Source organism: Maribacter flavus, from assembly GCF_008386635.1.
Lineage (GTDB): Bacteria > Bacteroidota > Bacteroidia > Flavobacteriales > Flavobacteriaceae > Maribacter > Maribacter flavus.
In genome coordinates this window covers 1,727,710-1,743,457 of sequence record NZ_VUOE01000001.1, presented here as the reverse complement: position 1 = coordinate 1,743,457, position 15,748 = coordinate 1,727,710, and the positions used below count along the sequence as shown (strand labels likewise).

Here is a 15,748-nt window from a genome sequence, read left to right as displayed (position 1 = left end):
AAAACAGATAGATTTTAACATGACCGAAATCTATTTTAATTAATATTACATTGTTGATTTCCCCAATCAACACGAGAACAGAACCCCTATCTTACTTTCCTACAAAGCTATCCTGAACGGCCTGCTTGCAAAGAGAACACTATATGAAAATGAGATCGCTATTAGCTATCCCAGTGTTGTTTGTTTTGCTTTTTTCGTGTACGGCGGAGCCATTACAGGACGACACCATCATTGAGGAAGCTGAAAACAACGTAATCCTGGAACAGGAGGTTCTAGCCGTTGTCAACGAACATAGGGCCTCGTTGGGCCTTAACCAACTCGAGTTCAGCGAAATCGCCTACAAGTATGCAAACAAGCATACGGACTATATGATCTCAAAAGGTAGTTTAAGCCATGACAATTTTAGCGCCAGGGCATCCAGTATTAATTCTGAAATAACTGTAAAGATGGTCGCCGAAAATGTGGCCAAGGAATATGATACGGCCATGGAAGCCTTTGAGGGATGGTATCAAAGTAGCAGCCATAAAAAAACTATGGAGGGCGAATTTAGCCATACGGCGGTCAGTGTTAAAAGGAATGCCCAAGGTGAATACTACTACACACAGCTTTTCTACCTGGAATAGCTGCCTTCCAAAATCCTATAAACACGATACGTTGACCGGTAAAGGCTATGTATGATCGGCAAAAAAAATATGTAATTGGTCGATAATCGTCGATTCTGCAAACTTTGTCGTATAATCGAATTTGTTGTTCAGCATACAGATAAAATAAGGTTTTAAGATTCCTTTGAGGATACCTTTGTCCCATTGAATACAAAACCCCCGGAATGAGAACAATTACAATAATATGCTATACATTGGGCCTAGTGGTATTTCAATCCTGTTCAAAGGACGCATATGTAGGAAAGGAAGAACAAAGTAATTTGAGCATATCCGTTGCCTCCAATATACAAACGGCACAGGAAAACGAGCTTTTTGATTTGGTGAACGAACACAGATTATCTTTAGGTCTGAACGAACTTCAATTTGAAAGTGTTACCTACTATTATGCCAAAGAGCATACAAAGTACATGATCGATAAAGGACAGACAAGCCATGCGCACTTTGGACAAAGGGCCAAGAGCATATCCGATAAAACTGGGGCAAGCGATGTTTCTGAAAATGTAGCCAAGGATTATGACACGGTTATGGAAGCTTTTGAGGCTTGGTTGGACAGCCCAAACCATAGAAAAAATTTGGAAGGGGATTACACCCATTCCGCTTTGAGTATCCTCCCTGACGAAGAAGGGGAGCTATACTTCACACAAATTTTTGTTAGATAAGGTTATTATTGATTTGATTTTTCCACGGAACCCTTGCTCGTGCAAGGGTTTTTTTTGCCGAACCGGATTAACCCGTAACATGCATTAGGTAAGCGTCGTGAAGGTGAAAAGCTCAATAAAATAAAGTGGTTTGAAAATTTTAGCATGGCACCGCTATGGTAAAATTGAAAACACAGCGCAGTGTTTTATTTTGAAGCGATTTTTAGCTGTAACAGCTTTTCTAATGCATATTCCGGGATTAAGTACGCCACTTTTTTTACCTTTAGAAAAACAATGATCATGGGTATAAAACCTCCTTTTAACCTTAATCAATGGATCGAGGAAAATAGACAAAACTTAAAACCCCCGGTGGGCAATAAAAATCTTTACAAGGATGCAGGTGATTACATTGTCATGGTAGTGGCGGGCCCAAATGCCAGAAAGGATTACCACTACAATGAAACCGAGGAGCTTTTTTATCAGTTAGAAGGACATATTGAAGTCCATATACAGGAGGATGGTCAGAAAAAGACCATGAAACTAGGTCCTGGCGACATGTATCTACATCCGGCCAAGATTCCACATTCGCCTGTTAGGCATGAGAATTCCATTGGACTCGTTATAGAACGAAAACGGGCGCATATGAACGTTGATGACGGTTTATTGTGGTTTTGTGATAATTGCAACCATAAACTCTATGAAGCCTATTTTACCTTGCATGACATAGAGAAAGACTTTTTGGCCCACTTTAAGCATTTCTATAGTTCCGAAGCGTTAAGAACTTGTGATAAGTGCGGTACCGTAATGCCCGTGGATGAACGATTTATGGCCAAGGAAGAGTAATGGTATTGGTTGCCCAAATAGTCACCTTTCTAGTGGCGCTTTTGCACTGTTACTTTCTTTGGCTGGAAATGTTCGCTTGGACGACCAAGGCCAGAAAGGTCTTCAGGAATTTTCCTTCGGATTTGTTCGAACCCACAAAAAGTATGGCGGCAAATCAGGGTTTGTACAATGGCTTCCTGGCCGCTGGCCTATTTTGGTCCTTGATCATAACCTCTCCAATTTGGTCCGTCAATGTCGCTCTCTTCTTTTTGGCCTGTGTGCTAATCGCCGGGCTATATGGGGCCCTCACCGTTTCCAAAAAAATATTTTATGTTCAGGGACTTCCGGCCTTGTTGGGAATTATCGTATGGTGCCTGGTGAAGTTTGATTTGTAAAGAGCAAACTATTCTTTGTACTTTTGCTTAAATATAACAATAGAGGTTAAAAAAGTTATAAATGTCAGAAATAGCGAAACAATTTGGTATAGACGATGCCCTATCTGCTTTAGGTATCAAAGAGATTAACGACGGCACATCCACGGGTTTGGAAAATTTTGCTTCGGGAAGTGAAATAGCATCTTATTCACCTGTTGACGGGTCATTGATAGCCAAGGTTACCTCAACATCCAAAGAGGACTATGAAAAGGTCATGGAAAAGGCAACGGAGGCGTTTAAATTTTGGAGAAAAATGCCCGCACCGCAGCGTGGGGAAATTGTACGTCAATTTGGCAACAAACTTCGGGAATTGAAGGAGCCCTTAGGAAAACTGGTTTCCTATGAAATGGGTAAGAGCTACCAAGAAGGTTTGGGCGAAGTTCAAGAGATGATAGACATCTGTGATTTTGCGGTAGGCCTCTCCAGACAGCTACACGGTCTTACAATGCATTCGGAGAGACCCGGTCATAGAATGTACGAACAGTATCACGCCCTTGGGGTAGTGGGTATAATTTCAGCCTTCAATTTTCCTGTAGCGGTTTGGTCTTGGAACACGGCACTGGCGTGGGTCTGTGGTGATGTGTGCGTATGGAAACCATCGGAAAAAACACCTTTATGCGGGATTGCCTGTCAGAATATAGCTGCTTCGGTCTTTAAGGAAAATAAGCTCCCTGAAGGTATTTCTTGCCTCATCAATGGGGATTATAAAGTGGGAGAGTATATGACCCATGATCAAAGAATACCTTTGGTATCTGCAACCGGTTCTATCCGAATGGGGAAAATAGTGGCCCAAGCAGTGGCCGCCAGATTGGGTAAATCCCTCTTGGAATTGGGTGGAAACAATGCTATTATCGTAACACCCGATGCCGATATCAAGATGACGGTAATAGGGGCTGTTTTTGGGGCCGTAGGTACCGCTGGTCAGCGCTGTACCTCCACACGAAGATTGATCATCCATGAATCCATATATGATACCGTAAAAGATGCCTTGGTCTCTGCGTACAAACAATTGCGCATAGGCAACCCCTTGGATGAAAACAACCATGTAGGTCCGCTTATCGATACGGATGCCGTGGCCCTTTATTCCAAAGCTTTGGACAAGGTGGTGCAAGAAGGTGGCAAGGTCATTGTGGAAGGTGGCGTTCTTGAAGGCAAGGGCTATGAAAGTGGTTGTTATGTAAGGCCGGCCATCGCCGAAGCCAAAAACGATTTTGAAATCGTGCAACATGAAACGTTCGCGCCCGTACTGTATTTGCTGAAATATAACGGGGATGTTGAAAACGCGATAGCACTACAGAATGGTGTCGTCCAAGGCCTTTCGTCGGCCATAATGACCAATAATTTACGGGAAGCGGAGAAATTCCTGTCCGTTGCAGGTAGCGATTGCGGTATCGCCAACGTAAATATTGGAACCTCCGGTGCCGAAATTGGCGGCGCCTTTGGTGGGGAAAAAGAAACCGGGGGCGGCAGGGAAAGCGGTTCCGATGCCTGGAAAATCTACATGAGAAGACAGACCAATACGATTAATTACACCACGGAACTACCGCTCGCCCAAGGCATAAGATTTGATTTGTAGTTCATTCCACTACAATAACAGCGGCCTATGATTTTGAACAATTTTAGGCCGCTTTTTGGTTATGGCCATTTGATGACCAACTGCCTTGAAGTATGGTCTGAATACCCAATATTACGAACATACACAGGAATTTTAGAACTTCAATTATTCCCTTTTTTAGCCTTTTCATGCGTTTAAAATAAGGTTAATAGCTTGATAATTAAATATTTTATGTAGTATAGGTATTTAACTTATCATTATCAATCCCTCGATGAGGGTTTCATTTTTTTGTTTTATAGTTTCTCATAGGTCAATATAATTCGCCCTACCGATGACTATCAGGACATCTTGGTCAGTATCAGGACTTGTTATGGCTCATTTCATACTGTTCTATTTATTCATCTTAAAATAATGGATTTAGCCCTGGATAGGAAGGAGCATTGTATCATTGGAATTATATCGTGTATGATTCGAAAGTCAGACCATAATTCAGATAAAAAAAGCCCCAAAACTATTAAAAGAATGGGGCCTTTTACTTAAACCAACTAACTCAAATATTGAAACTGACTATTACAATGCCAAAACCTTGTTGGGAGTAATAGCGACCATATTATTTGTACTTGTAAGTTCTTGAAAAAAGATTTTTGGTGAAAACCGATTTATACCAATGTATACCCCAAGTGTACAAATGGGAAAAATACCTGTGTAAATGGAAATCCGCTTATTGTTGATTACTAGGCATTAAGGATTAAAAAACCCATAAAAATTAAGATTTTTTTAATACATTGGTACCAAACACTAAACTATCATGAACTATGAGTAAAACGACAACCAACCTATTGTTGATGTTGATTACCATTATTGCCGGCACCTATTTCTATATTAATCATTGTAGTGAATGTGGGACCACAGCAGTAGAGGAACCGCCTATTGAAACGGCTATTCCAAAAGAAGTGGCATCAACATCCTATCCTTTTGCCTTTAGCGACGGCAATTTTTCCTATGAAATCAACGACAATTACAATTTCAATGTTTCCTCACCAAGTATTTTGATGCCGTTGGCCAATGGGATTGGAACGGGAATTGGCCAGTTGCAGAATTATTTTTCTGAGAATACCGGTAAGGTCATCAATGTGATTGGCTATTATTCGAGTGAAGAGGAGAACAACACGGCATATCCTAATTTAGGCCTGGCCAGGGCGAATGCAGTTAAAAACCATTTGGTGGACCAAGGTATTCCATCAGTACATATCAATACCCAAAGTGAATTGAGGGGTGAAATGGTTCCCAAAGACGGCATTTTTTATGGGCCTGTCGCCTATACTATAGACATGAAATCTGAGACGGCTGATGAAGAACTTTCGGCCTTATTCGATAAAATCAATGCCGATCCCTTGATCCTGTATTTCAATACAGCCGAAGCTTCCATCAGCCTGGATGCGGAACAGCGTCAGAAAGTAGCCGATATTTCCAGGTACATCGATAAGGTAGCGGATGCCACCGTAAGCATTACCGGACATACCGATAATACCGGATTGGCCGCGACCAACATGAAACTTGGGCTGGACCGGGCTAATTTTGCCAAAGATTATTTGATGGAAAATGGCATATTGGCAGAAAAAATCAGGACATTTTCCAAGGGACAAACGGAACCCCTTGCCGATAATGCCACCGAAGAAGGCAAGGCCAAAAACCGAAGAACGGTAGTAACCCTAAACAAATAAACCAACTAATAATTAATACTTTATAAAAATGAATTTTGAAACTATGAATATCTGGTGCTGGCTCATACCTTTGTTGGTAGGCGCAATCTGTGGAGTATTGGGATACCTAATTGGTAAATCCGGAAATACAACTATAGATAATTCCGCGGAGATAAAAATCCTTGAGGATAAAAATGCAATATTAAGAGGCGAACTCGAAGCTTGTAATAAAAAAGCTGCATCGGCCACCAATTTAGGGGCCTCTGCCTCCTCCTTCGCTGCAGGTGCCGCGGTAGCTTCCATACCTTTTGATGCCGATACTGCCAGGGCGATTTTTAGGAAACCTATCAAACAGGACGACCTCAAAGTGGTGGAAGGAATAGGGCCCAAAATTGAGGGCATGTTCAAGGATGCGGGCATTAAAACATGGAAGGCCCTCTCCGAATCTTCCGTGGCCGATTGTCAAAAAGTGTTGGACGGTGGCGGAAAACGCTATCAGGTACATGACCCGGCTTCTTGGCCCATGCAAGCTAAGATGTGCTATGAAGGTAAGTGGAAGGAGCTTTTCAAGTGGCAGGAAGAGCACAAACATGGTAAATTGTAATAACCAAACCAACCTAGATAAAAACCCCAACCGAATCGGTTGGGGTTTTTTAATTCGCACCGCCAAAGGGCTTAATACTCAGAGGCTTTCCTCGAAATTTAAATGTCGTTTCCTACGAATGACTCGTGGGCTTGCCCCTAGGTAGTTTACTTTTTATTATCCATTATAAAGCTCCATTTGCCTCTACCCACTTAAAGTGGTATTGGTCCTGAGGAAATTTCATGCGTTCCGCAATACGCTCCAAACGGGCAGGTAGGCTTATAAGATAGTCCCTTGCCTTTTCGGCCTCTTCATTTAGGGAACGAACCGATTCTAATTCCCAAAATGCGTTTAATTTTCTGAGGATATCCACGTAATCCTGGGCCGTATAAACACCCAAACGCTGGGCACAATTGGAAAAATTCTCGAACGCCGTACCAATAGTTCCGCCAGATTCCCTCAAAAAATGGGCGGGCATTACTATTTTTTTCTTCATCATATCGGCAAAAGCCAACATCATTCCAGAGGGGTCCTCACCAAAAATCGCTTTCACAAATTCCCTGTAGGCCAAATGGTGCCGCATCTCATCCCCTGCAATAATGGTACACATCTTTCCCAATAAGGCGTTTCCCTGCTTTTTAGCCATTTGCCCTACTCGCTTGTGGGAAATATTGGTGGCCAATTCCTGAAAGGATGTATACACAAAGTTCTTGTACGGATCCCTATCCGTCCCAATGTCAAAGCCATCGGTCAATAGATGCTGCGTGGTGATTTCTATTTCCCGCATATTTACCCTTCCGGATAAATACAAGTATTTATTCAATACATCGCCATGTCTATTTTCCTCTCCCGTCCAAGCGCGCACCCATTTGGCCCAGCCATTGGTCTTAAAATCCCCATGTTGGTCAATGCCCACTACGTCCATCAACCAAGATTCATAGGTAGGCAGCGCTTCCTCCGTAATCGTATCTGCCACCATGGTTACCCAAAAGTCATATCCCAATTCCTTCGATTCCTCCCTAATCTCCTTGACTTTCTCCAAGAATCCTTCTTCTTCGGAATCAGGCAAAAAATCACTGGGTTGCCATATCTTTTCAATAGGAACTAGAAAAGTGTCCATAAAACCAGCGACTTTAGGCTCCAATGCCTGCATTACTTCCAATCGAATATTTTTCTCCGCCATGTTTTATTTTTTATCAAATTTCGTCAATAATATAATGATTTACCGTTAAAATCAAATTCATTTTCCGTTTCGACCCTTTTCGCCCGGATAATAGGTATGGACAGGATCGCTCTGCCAAAATTCCTTTGTATGGATATCCAGCGCTGTCAACGGTCCTTTGAAGGCGGCGCCTGTATCTATATTCCAAACATTTGCTCCATTCTGAGGTGTGGTCTTGCCCATTCTGGTCACAGGCGTATGACCGATATAAATTTCCTCATAATGAACGAGCCTTTGCGGGTAACGCTCGTGATTTTTGTCCAAATCCGGATTTAAGGATAAGGCCAGTTCCCAGAGAGTTCGGTCCCAATAAAAAGATTTGGTAAAGTATTCATGGTCGATACCCTTTAAGTGGGTAAAGCCTGCATGAAGAAAAAGTTTGTTGTCCTCGTTTAAATGATAGTTCTCCAAACTTTCGTAGAACGAAATATGTGTTTTTTTGGTTCGGTCATCCGCTTTGGCATAAGACTCCGCAGTAGCCCTACCCCCGTGCATGAACCAGGTTGGGTTATCCCTTCCCTCCGTAAGCCATTCATAACAGAGTTCGTCATGATTTCCTCGGAGAAAAATGCAGTTATGTGTTTTTCTTAATTCTAATAAAAAATCAACGGTAGCGACGGCATCGCTCCACGCATCTATATAATCGCCCAAAAAAATCAAGGTGTCTTCCCGAGTGACCTTTGCCCTGACCAATAAATCCTTTAACGCCCTTAATCCAGAATGGATATCCCCAATAACGAGGGTTCTTTGTAATGTCATTTTGCAAAAATCGCAAATACTGCAATCAACACAAGGATAAAGAGCACTAAAAAGAAAATTTTCCAAAAGGAATACGGCCTGCTTCCACTCACCGTGCCGGTTTGCCCATTGATATAAAAATTGTACTCGGTACCTGAATAACGATATGAACTGATGTAAATAGGTAATAATACATGTTTGAAAGTTTCTTTCGAAAGCTTGATATCCGCATGGGCAATGCGTTGTGTATCCCCTCCAATATCCCTTCTAATCCAATTATAGGCGATGTTTTTGGCTTCTTGAAAGGATTGATGGTGTCCTTCCTTGAGGGATACCGAATATTTTTCGGTTACAAATCCCGATAAATACTTGGTATTGAAAACGACCAGGTCCTTCAAGTTCCAAAAGGCTACTTTTTGGGGAATATCCTTTCTTTTCCGTTGGGATGCATTGATCAGAATATCGTCCACAAAACCATTCACCGTGCCCGAGGCATAGGTCCAGCGGGTCTTTCGTACCTGACGCGTCCGCTTTCCCTTATCGCTATTATAGGTTTGGGTCTCATAATAATAATCGCCCCGTTGCCCTTGGTAAGAGGCATACAGGTTGGCATCAAAGGTCCAGTAAGGAACATACAATCCATGTAAACCCTCCGGATCCAACGCTGCCTTTTTGAGTTTATTGGGCGCAAACCAAAGACTACCCACCCATGTCCTAAAGATACTTCGGGCCTTTTTTGCGTCCAGTTGAAAGGGAACCAAGGCTCCTGGCGTAATCCACCCCTCCACTTCAACATCCTCCCGGATCAAGGGTTCCCCGCAATAGACACAGTCAAGCGATTTATAATTTTCTTCCACATGCTGATTGGCCCCACAATTTTTGCAATGAAGCAGTTCAATGGTCTCTGTATAGGCATTTTCCCCAACAACTTTTAGGTAATGGGCCAATTCCAGTTCCTCAAAACTACTTTTGGATTGTTCTATGAACTCCTCGTAACCACAATATTCACAGGTCAGCTGGTGGGAACCTGGCTTAAATTTAAGTTCCGCACCACAGTTGGCGCATGCCTTTTTGAGTTCTGACCGTTGAATATCTTCCATAGCAATAGTGTCACTTATTTAACCAAGTGAAACCGTACGAATTTAATTGGGACTTTAAGCCGATGGTAGAGGCGGTGGCGTATTTCCTCCTAAAAAGGATTTGAGCTCTTCTATCTCCTTTAACGAAGCCCAATTGTCCATACCCTGTTTCCAAACAAGGGTGTCCCTATTGATGGTCCTGCCGGCAAAGAGTTCCTTTAATCTATCAAAGGTAACCGGCCCTGCCTGTTGCCCGTTCAATGCATAGAAATAATTTGTTTGGGCAGGGATCGGTGGTGGTCCGGAAGGTGCCTGTTGTACCTGACCTCCCATAGGTTGCCCCATGTTCTGACCCATCATGTTACCCATTTGTTGAGCCAAAACAAAGCCCATTCCCATACCCATTCCGGCACCGGCCGTTCCGCCTTCGTTCTTCGCTGCCGCTTCCATGGCCTTAGCGGCCTTGAACTGTGAGAGTTTGGCCATATCCAATTTATCCAATCGGCTGTATTCAAAGATTTCCTTTTTAAGCTCTTCCGGCATGGAAACATTCTCAATATAGAACCTTTCCAATTCAATTCCCACCCTATTGAATTCAGGCTGCATGACCTCTTGGCAAGTTTCGGATAGTTCGCTGGTATTAGCGGCATAGAGTTCTATGGGAAGATTGGCCTCGCCAACGGTATCCGTAAACCGCGTAACGATAAGGCTCTTTAGGTGTTCGTTCACCTCATAATTGGTGAAATTGCCATCGGTTCCTACAACATCCACCACGAACTTTCCGGGGTCGTTAATTCGGAAACTGTACGTTCCAAAAGCCCTGATTTCAACCAAACCAAAACGATCGTCACTGAGCATGAAAGGATTTTTGGTGCCCCATTTTTCATCGGTGAACAATCGGGTATTTACAAAATATACCTCGGCCTTGAAAGGGCTATCAAAACCATATTTCCATCCTTTTAGGGTGGTCAAAATGGGAAGGTTTTTAGTATTCAGCGTATATGTGCCCGGGGTAAAGACGTCTGCCAACTGACCCTCGTTGACAAATACAGCGGTCTGGCCTTCCCTAACGATCAACTGGGCATTGTTCTTTATTTCATTCTGATAGCGTTCAAATCTATGGACAATGGTGTCGTTACCGGAATCCAGCCATTCCACAATATCTATGAACTCATGGCTCAGTTTCTTCTTTATCTCATCGAATAGTCCCATTTTCTTAGGTTTTTAATTGCCGTAAAAAGGTAGGGATTAAATGGAATCCCCGCAAAAAATAGTATCCTTCTAACCAGTGATTCCCCAGAAAAAATTGGTTTTATTTGGTGAACAAACCTTCCATATTCAATTATTCACAATAAAATATACTTGAAGCTATTTTTTCTGATTACCTTAGAAATCCAAATTTCCAAACCACGATGACGTTTTGTAATAGTAGCAGACCTGAATACTTGAAGAGTGAACTATGAAAAGGCCCTTGGTTAAAAAGGAATTTAATGCTTTGTGCAATGAACGTCCATCAATACAATGAATAAATGAAGAAAGTATTTTGCATCGGTGAACTACTCATAGATTTTGTGGCCGAAAACCAAGGCAAAAACTTATCGGTAGCTAAGGAATTTACAAAAAAGGCGGGCGGTGCCCCGGCCAATGTGGCCTGTGCCATTAGCAAATTGGAAGGCAAAAGTGTGTTCGTAGGCTGTGTGGGGGATGATCCCTTTGGGGATTTTTTGTTGAACATTCTCGAAGAGAACAAAGTGGATACCTCCATGGCCCAGAAATCCGAAGTATTTACCACCTTGGCCTTTGTATCCATTGATGAGGATGGTGAGCGCGATTTTGTTTTTAGTCGAGGTGCGGACAAGGAGTTGAAATACGACTCTTCCCTAAAAAAGGATTTCAAGAACAACATGGTCCATTTTGGGGCGGCTACGGCCATGCTGGGCGGAAATTTGGAAGAAGCCTATAACCGCTATTTTTTTGATGCCCTTACCAAAGACTCCTTCATAAGTTTTGACCCCAATTACCGGGAAGATCTTTGGAAGAACAAAGAGGAGGCCTTTATAAAAAAATGCATGCCCTTTATACAAAAATCACATCTTGGTAAATTCAGTCTGGAAGAGGCACGGTTACTTACGGGGAAAAGGGAAATGGACGAAGCCTGCGCCTTTCTCCATGACACCGGAGTGGCCATCATTGTAGTGACCTTGGGCAAAGAAGGCACTTTGTTGAGCACCAAACACTTTCGAAAAACGATCCCAAGCATTGAGGTGACCCCTGTGGACACGACCGGAGCAGGGGATGCCTTTATAGGTTGTATGTTGAAACAGATTTCGGAACACGATAGTTTGGAGACCTTACTGGAAAGTGAGGAAGAACTTACCCAAATAGTGTCAAAGGCCAACAAGGCCGGTGCCATTACAACGACCAATTTTGGCGCGATCGAATCCCTACCAACCCAAAAACAATTAGATTTTTAGCATGAACCAGGCTGCCTTGCACCAATTATTGGCCTCCAAAAAGGTACTTGGAGAGGCCAAGAAAACACCCACCGAATTATTCCATCAAAGGTTCCATACCAATCTCACATATATTAAGGACTTATTTTTTTCGCTTTATCCAGCGTCTGATACCTCATATTTCTCGAAAAAGCTTCCCGAAAAATTGGAGCTGCTCTTTAAAGAACGCCCTGAAGCATTGAAAAAACAGGACTTGGAGCGATTGCAGGAGGGAAATTGGTACCAAAGCGAGAAACTCGTGGGCATGCAATTGTATGTGGATCGTTTTAGCAAGGACTTAAAGGGCTTACAGGACAGGTTGCCCTATTTCCAGGATTTGGGGGTGAACTTTCTCCATTTAATGCCCATTACAACGAGGCCCAATGGAGAGAACGATGGAGGCTATGCCGTAAATAGCTATCATGAAATAGACCCAAGATATGGTACCCGGGAAGACTTTATGGAACTTTCCCAAAAAGCCCGAGAAAAGAATATCTTCTTGATGTTGGACTTTGTGGTCAACCATACTTCGGATGAATTTGAATGGGCCAAGAAAGCCAAAAAGGGGCATAAAAAATACCAGGATTATTATTACACTTTTGACGACAGGTCTATTCCCGATGAATACGAAAAAAACTTACCGGAAATCTTTCCGGAATCGGCTCCCGGTAACTTTACCTATATCCCGGAGATGGAAAAATGGGTAATGACCGTTTTCAATAAGTATCAATGGGACCTCAACTATAGAAACCCGGAAGTTTTTTTGGAAATGCTGGGGAATCTCATGGCCCTTGCGAACATGGGAGTGGATGTCATACGATTTGATGCCCTGGCCTTTTTATGGAAAAAACTGGGTACCATTTCCCAGAACCTGCCCGAAGCACACACCCTGATCTCACTCTTTAGAATGTGCCTACAGGTAATCGCTCCCGGAGTCATTCTTTTGGCAGAAGCCATTGTTGCACCGCGCAATATCCTAAAATACTTCGGTGAGAACCAGTTTGAAGGAAACGAGTGTGAAATAGCTTACAATGCTTCCTTAATGGCACTTTTATGGAACTCCATCGCAACCAAGAAAAGTTCCTTGATGATCCGTAGCCTAAATGGAGTACCCAATAAGCCCATTGATTGTACTTGGATCAATTACATCCGTTGCCATGATGATATTGGATTGGGCTATGACGACGATTTTGTACGTGAAATGGGTTGGGAACCGTTTCCCCACAAACAGTTTATCCTCAATTACTATTGTGGCAGGTTGGAGTGGTCGCCCGCAAAAGGCCTTATGTTCATGTATAACCCAAAAAATGGGGACGGGCGTATCACGGGAAGTGCCGCATCACTCTTGGGTCTGGAATCCGCCCTTGAACAAAAAAACGAAATAAGCGTCTCCTATGCCGTGGATAAAATTATAATGATGCATGGCATCATTTTGTCGTTTGGCGGCATTCCGCTGATTTATGCCGGAGACGAAATCGCGACCTTGAACGACTATTCGTTCCTGGAGGATGAAGATTTCAAAAACGATAGCCGATGGGTCAATAGACCTAAACAGGATTGGGAGGTCGTCAAAAAACTTGATACGTCCAATGGACCTGCCAGTATTGTTTACAAAACATTACGAAAAATGATCGCTATACGTAAGGACCAAGAAGTCTTTGCGGACCATAATAATACCGTCATCCATGACACCCCCAATCCTCACATTTTTGTTTTTAAACGAAAAGATGCAGGAAAATCGATTTGGGTGATTTCAAACTTTGACGAAGTTTCACAGTCCCTAGATGTTTCTTGGCTGCTTTCAAATGGTATTCTTACCGGGGAGGCATCTGTAGACCTGCTTACAGGTAATCCAATGACCCTGAACGGGAACAAGGACTTTTATTTAAAGCCCTTTGGCCATTATTGGATAACGAACGTTTAATTAATTGTATTTCACCTTTCTCAGGATTCTCAAAGCCTCCTTTAAGGAAGTGTACGTTTTTGGGTACTTGTTTTTTACCAAGTTCTTGGCCAGGTCCATTTGATCACGGGCTTCCTCAAAACCGTTCAAATAACAAATTAGGAAAGTATCGGCCAAATAATTAAGGTCTTCGTTTTCCATAGAATTCAGGGGCGTGTCGTTCTTTATCTTTGAAATAAGGGACTTGCTGCTGTTATAGACATGGAACAAGGTTTTTTTATCATATTGAGGCGGTTCGAACAATAATTTCGACTCGATTTTATAGGTGCCGTTATCATTAAAACGAATCACCACCTTTTCCAAGGGATAATATTTTTGTTTGGAACCCAATCCTAAATGCACATACTCCATGGTGGAGAATGAATTGTCGTCATAATCGATGGTTACTTCATCCAAATCTGAATAAAACAACTTTACCTGCTCGTTAATCAATTCGATATCCACCCTGTAATAATAGGTTTGGCCTTTTACCACTTTTGTATTTCCTGCCCAACATACCACAAATTGTTCCTTAAAAACTTTATAGTCACTTTCCAGGTCCTTGTGCCGATTGTTCAAAAAATCGATGACCCCGTCCAAGGTGAGTTCTATGTTGTTTCTGGCATGTTGTTCTATGGTTGCAACGGTTTTGGAATTTATGTCCTTTAGTTCTACGCCATAGGCTTTGGGCAAACTTATGCTGCCCTCCCTAAAAAACACGGAACCCCCGTAATACTTCCATATATTCTTGCGCAGGGCACATACCTTCCCTATGGACCTGATGGTCACCAGACCAACAACCTTTCCCTCCTTTAAATGGGGAAAGGGAATGTTCTCATAGGAAATAATGGGCGGGTTTTCTAGGTAGGCGTTTACTAAGTTTTGAATCTTGCTATCATCGAAAAAATCCACCCCCACAATGGTGTTGTCCTCATCCTCGACACCCACAACAATGAAAGAATTATTTTTTGGATTGCTGTTTGCCAAGGCGCAAACATGCTTCAGGAATTTGGCCTTTCCCTCCTTTTCCCCAATGGCAATAAAACGCTTTTTGTCGTAAAAACTATTTTCATCGTTGTGGGCGAGCAAGTTTTTTACAAGTAGGCGTTTATTGATCATACCTGCTTATTGACTATGGTGGAAGATGCCTGGGCGGTAGGCATTACCACGAGATCTGCAATATTTACGTGATAAGGTCTTGTTACCACAAAGTGAATAATATCGGCGATGTCTTCAGGAGTTAAAGGCTGGAAACCTTTGTAGACATTGTGCGCACGTTCTTCGTCGCCCTTGAACCTAACATTGCTGAATTCGGTTTCTACTAGTCCGGGATTTACGGCTCCTACTCGAATACCGTATTGGTTCAAGTCGATGCGCATTCCCTGATTAATGGCATCTACCGCATGCTTGCTGGCACAATAGACATTTCCTTTGGGATACACTTCCTTACCTGCCGTAGAACCTATATTGATAATATGACCTTCTTTTCTCTCGATCATTTGCGGTAAAATGGCCTTGGAAACATAAAGGAGGCCCTTCACGTTGATATCCATCATGGCATCCCAATCGTCCAAAGAGCCTTCCTCAATGGGGTCCAGGCCATGGGCGTTCCCCGCGTTGTTGATTAGAATATCAATTTTTGAAAAAGCATCGGGCAGGGACGCTACCGCATTTTTCACGGATTCCTTATCCCTTACATCAAAACAGAGTGTGTGCACTTTCACCTTCCTCGAAAGTTCTTCCTGAAGGCCTTTTAGCCGATTATCGCGCCTTCCACAAAGGATCAGATTTATACCGTTATTCGCAAAATGCATTGCCGTTGCCTTTCCAATGCCACTGGTCGCCCCAGTAATAAATGCTGTTTTTCCCATTATATTT

At 42.7% G+C, this 15,748-nt stretch carries 16 protein-coding genes; 10 read left to right on the top strand and 6 right to left on the bottom strand.

Going from position 1 to position 15,748, the window contains the following annotated elements; translation table 11 throughout:
• Positions 1-149 precede the first annotated feature (149 nt).
• The 8 genes from F0361_RS07575 (at position 150) to F0361_RS07545 (ending at position 6,418) form a co-directional block, all read left to right on the top strand.
• The gene (locus F0361_RS07575) at positions 150-623 is read left to right on the top strand and encodes a CAP domain-containing protein (protein ID WP_246160829.1); all 474 of its coding nucleotides are present in this window, start codon (positions 150-152) and stop codon (positions 621-623) included.
• A 203-nt stretch (positions 624-826) separates the two neighbouring features.
• A complete protein-coding gene (locus F0361_RS07570; RefSeq protein WP_154917883.1) occupies positions 827-1,321 on the top strand; it encodes a CAP domain-containing protein in 495 nt (164 codons plus the stop codon).
• A gap of 130 nt (positions 1,322-1,451) precedes the next feature.
• Positions 1,452-1,598, top strand: a complete 147-nt coding sequence (locus F0361_RS18685) for a hypothetical protein (protein ID WP_161598217.1) — start codon at positions 1,452-1,454, stop codon at positions 1,596-1,598.
• Positions 1,599-1,600: 2 nt separating this feature from the next.
• The gene (locus F0361_RS07565; protein WP_154917882.1) at positions 1,601-2,143 is read left to right on the top strand and encodes a 3-hydroxyanthranilate 3,4-dioxygenase; all 543 of its coding nucleotides are present in this window, start codon (positions 1,601-1,603) and stop codon (positions 2,141-2,143) included.
• A complete protein-coding gene (locus F0361_RS07560; protein WP_154917881.1) occupies positions 2,143-2,517 on the top strand; it encodes a DUF1304 domain-containing protein in 375 nt (124 codons plus the stop codon). The genes F0361_RS07565 and F0361_RS07560 overlap by 1 nt, the downstream gene beginning before the upstream one ends.
• Positions 2,518-2,578: 61 nt before the next feature.
• The gene (gene amaB, locus F0361_RS07555) at positions 2,579-4,132 is read left to right on the top strand and encodes an L-piperidine-6-carboxylate dehydrogenase (RefSeq protein WP_154917880.1); all 1,554 of its coding nucleotides are present in this window, start codon (positions 2,579-2,581) and stop codon (positions 4,130-4,132) included.
• 794 nt (positions 4,133-4,926) lie between these two features.
• Complete coding sequence (locus tag F0361_RS07550; protein ID WP_154917879.1) at positions 4,927-5,835, top strand: OmpA family protein; 909 nt, start codon at positions 4,927-4,929, stop codon at positions 5,833-5,835.
• Positions 5,836-5,863: 28 nt separating this feature from the next.
• Positions 5,864-6,418 (top strand): hypothetical protein, encoded by a 555-nt coding sequence (locus F0361_RS07545; RefSeq protein ID WP_154917878.1) that lies wholly within the window; start codon positions 5,864-5,866, stop codon positions 6,416-6,418.
• A gap of 163 nt (positions 6,419-6,581) precedes the next feature.
• On the opposite strand, the gene F0361_RS07540 is transcribed toward F0361_RS07545, so the two are convergent.
• The 4 genes from F0361_RS07540 to F0361_RS07525 are packed head-to-tail and all read right to left on the bottom strand — an operon-like array spanning position 6,582 to position 10,648.
• Positions 6,582-7,580: an acyl-ACP desaturase gene (locus F0361_RS07540; protein ID WP_138256815.1), complete on the bottom strand. Its 999-nt coding sequence runs from the start codon at positions 7,578-7,580 to the stop codon at positions 6,582-6,584.
• A 57-nt stretch (positions 7,581-7,637) separates the two neighbouring features.
• The gene (locus tag F0361_RS07535) at positions 7,638-8,378 is read right to left on the bottom strand and encodes a metallophosphoesterase (RefSeq protein WP_154917877.1); all 741 of its coding nucleotides are present in this window, start codon (positions 8,376-8,378) and stop codon (positions 7,638-7,640) included.
• Positions 8,375-9,457 carry a DNA helicase PriA gene (locus tag F0361_RS07530; RefSeq protein WP_154917876.1) on the bottom strand — a complete coding sequence of 361 codons (1,083 nt, stop codon included), beginning with the start codon at positions 9,455-9,457 and terminating at the stop codon, positions 8,375-8,377. The genes F0361_RS07535 and F0361_RS07530 overlap by 4 nt, the downstream gene beginning before the upstream one ends.
• A gap of 54 nt (positions 9,458-9,511) precedes the next feature.
• Positions 9,512-10,648: an SPFH domain-containing protein gene (locus tag F0361_RS07525; RefSeq protein WP_154917875.1), complete on the bottom strand. Its 1,137-nt coding sequence runs from the start codon at positions 10,646-10,648 to the stop codon at positions 9,512-9,514.
• Positions 10,649-10,965: 317 nt separating this feature from the next.
• On the opposite strand from F0361_RS07525, the gene F0361_RS07520 reads away from it, so the two are divergent.
• Positions 10,966-11,910, top strand: a complete 945-nt coding sequence (locus F0361_RS07520; RefSeq protein WP_154917874.1) for a carbohydrate kinase family protein — start codon at positions 10,966-10,968, stop codon at positions 11,908-11,910.
• A 1-nt stretch (position 11,911) separates the two neighbouring features.
• Positions 11,912-13,852, top strand: coding sequence for an alpha-amylase family protein (locus F0361_RS07515; RefSeq protein WP_154917873.1), 1,941 nt, complete (start codon positions 11,912-11,914; stop codon positions 13,850-13,852).
• On the opposite strand, the gene F0361_RS07510 is transcribed toward F0361_RS07515, so the two are convergent.
• Together F0361_RS07510 and F0361_RS07505 are read right to left on the bottom strand one after the other, a co-directional pair.
• Positions 13,853-14,989, bottom strand: coding sequence for an ATP-binding protein (locus tag F0361_RS07510; protein ID WP_154917872.1), 1,137 nt, complete (start codon positions 14,987-14,989; stop codon positions 13,853-13,855). It lies immediately after the preceding gene.
• Entirely contained in the window at positions 14,986-15,741 is a 756-nt protein-coding gene (locus F0361_RS07505; protein WP_154917871.1) for an SDR family NAD(P)-dependent oxidoreductase, read from the bottom strand. Before F0361_RS07505 ends, F0361_RS07510 begins: the two co-directional genes overlap by 4 nt.
• Positions 15,742-15,748: the final 7 nt, after the last annotated feature.

Excerpts from the sequence above, each read along its gene's own strand:
- F0361_RS07575 (WP_246160829.1), top strand. The coding sequence starts at position 150 with ATGAGATCGCTATTAGCTATCCCAGTGTTGTTTGTTTTGCTTTTTTCG.
- F0361_RS07570 (WP_154917883.1), top strand. The coding sequence starts at position 827 with ATGAGAACAATTACAATAATATGCTATACATTGGGCCTAGTGGTATTT.
- F0361_RS07565 (WP_154917882.1), top strand. The coding sequence starts at position 1,601 with ATGGGTATAAAACCTCCTTTTAACCTTAATCAATGGATCGAGGAAAAT.
- F0361_RS07560 (WP_154917881.1), top strand. The coding sequence starts at position 2,143 with ATGGTATTGGTTGCCCAAATAGTCACCTTTCTAGTGGCGCTTTTGCAC.
- amaB (WP_154917880.1), top strand. The coding sequence starts at position 2,579 with ATGTCAGAAATAGCGAAACAATTTGGTATAGACGATGCCCTATCTGCT.
- F0361_RS07550 (WP_154917879.1), top strand. The coding sequence starts at position 4,927 with ATGAGTAAAACGACAACCAACCTATTGTTGATGTTGATTACCATTATT.
- F0361_RS07545 (WP_154917878.1), top strand. The coding sequence starts at position 5,864 with ATGAATTTTGAAACTATGAATATCTGGTGCTGGCTCATACCTTTGTTG.
- F0361_RS07540 (WP_138256815.1), bottom strand. The coding sequence starts at position 7,580 with ATGGCGGAGAAAAATATTCGATTGGAAGTAATGCAGGCATTGGAGCCT.
- F0361_RS07535 (WP_154917877.1), bottom strand. The coding sequence starts at position 8,378 with ATGACATTACAAAGAACCCTCGTTATTGGGGATATCCATTCTGGATTA.
- F0361_RS07530 (WP_154917876.1), bottom strand. The coding sequence starts at position 9,457 with ATGGAAGATATTCAACGGTCAGAACTCAAAAAGGCATGCGCCAACTGT.
- F0361_RS07525 (WP_154917875.1), bottom strand. The coding sequence starts at position 10,648 with ATGGGACTATTCGATGAGATAAAGAAGAAACTGAGCCATGAGTTCATA.
- F0361_RS07520 (WP_154917874.1), top strand. The coding sequence starts at position 10,966 with ATGAAGAAAGTATTTTGCATCGGTGAACTACTCATAGATTTTGTGGCC.
- F0361_RS07515 (WP_154917873.1), top strand. The coding sequence starts at position 11,912 with ATGAACCAGGCTGCCTTGCACCAATTATTGGCCTCCAAAAAGGTACTT.
- F0361_RS07510 (WP_154917872.1), bottom strand. The coding sequence starts at position 14,989 with ATGATCAATAAACGCCTACTTGTAAAAAACTTGCTCGCCCACAACGAT.
- F0361_RS07505 (WP_154917871.1), bottom strand. The coding sequence starts at position 15,741 with ATGGGAAAAACAGCATTTATTACTGGGGCGACCAGTGGCATTGGAAAG.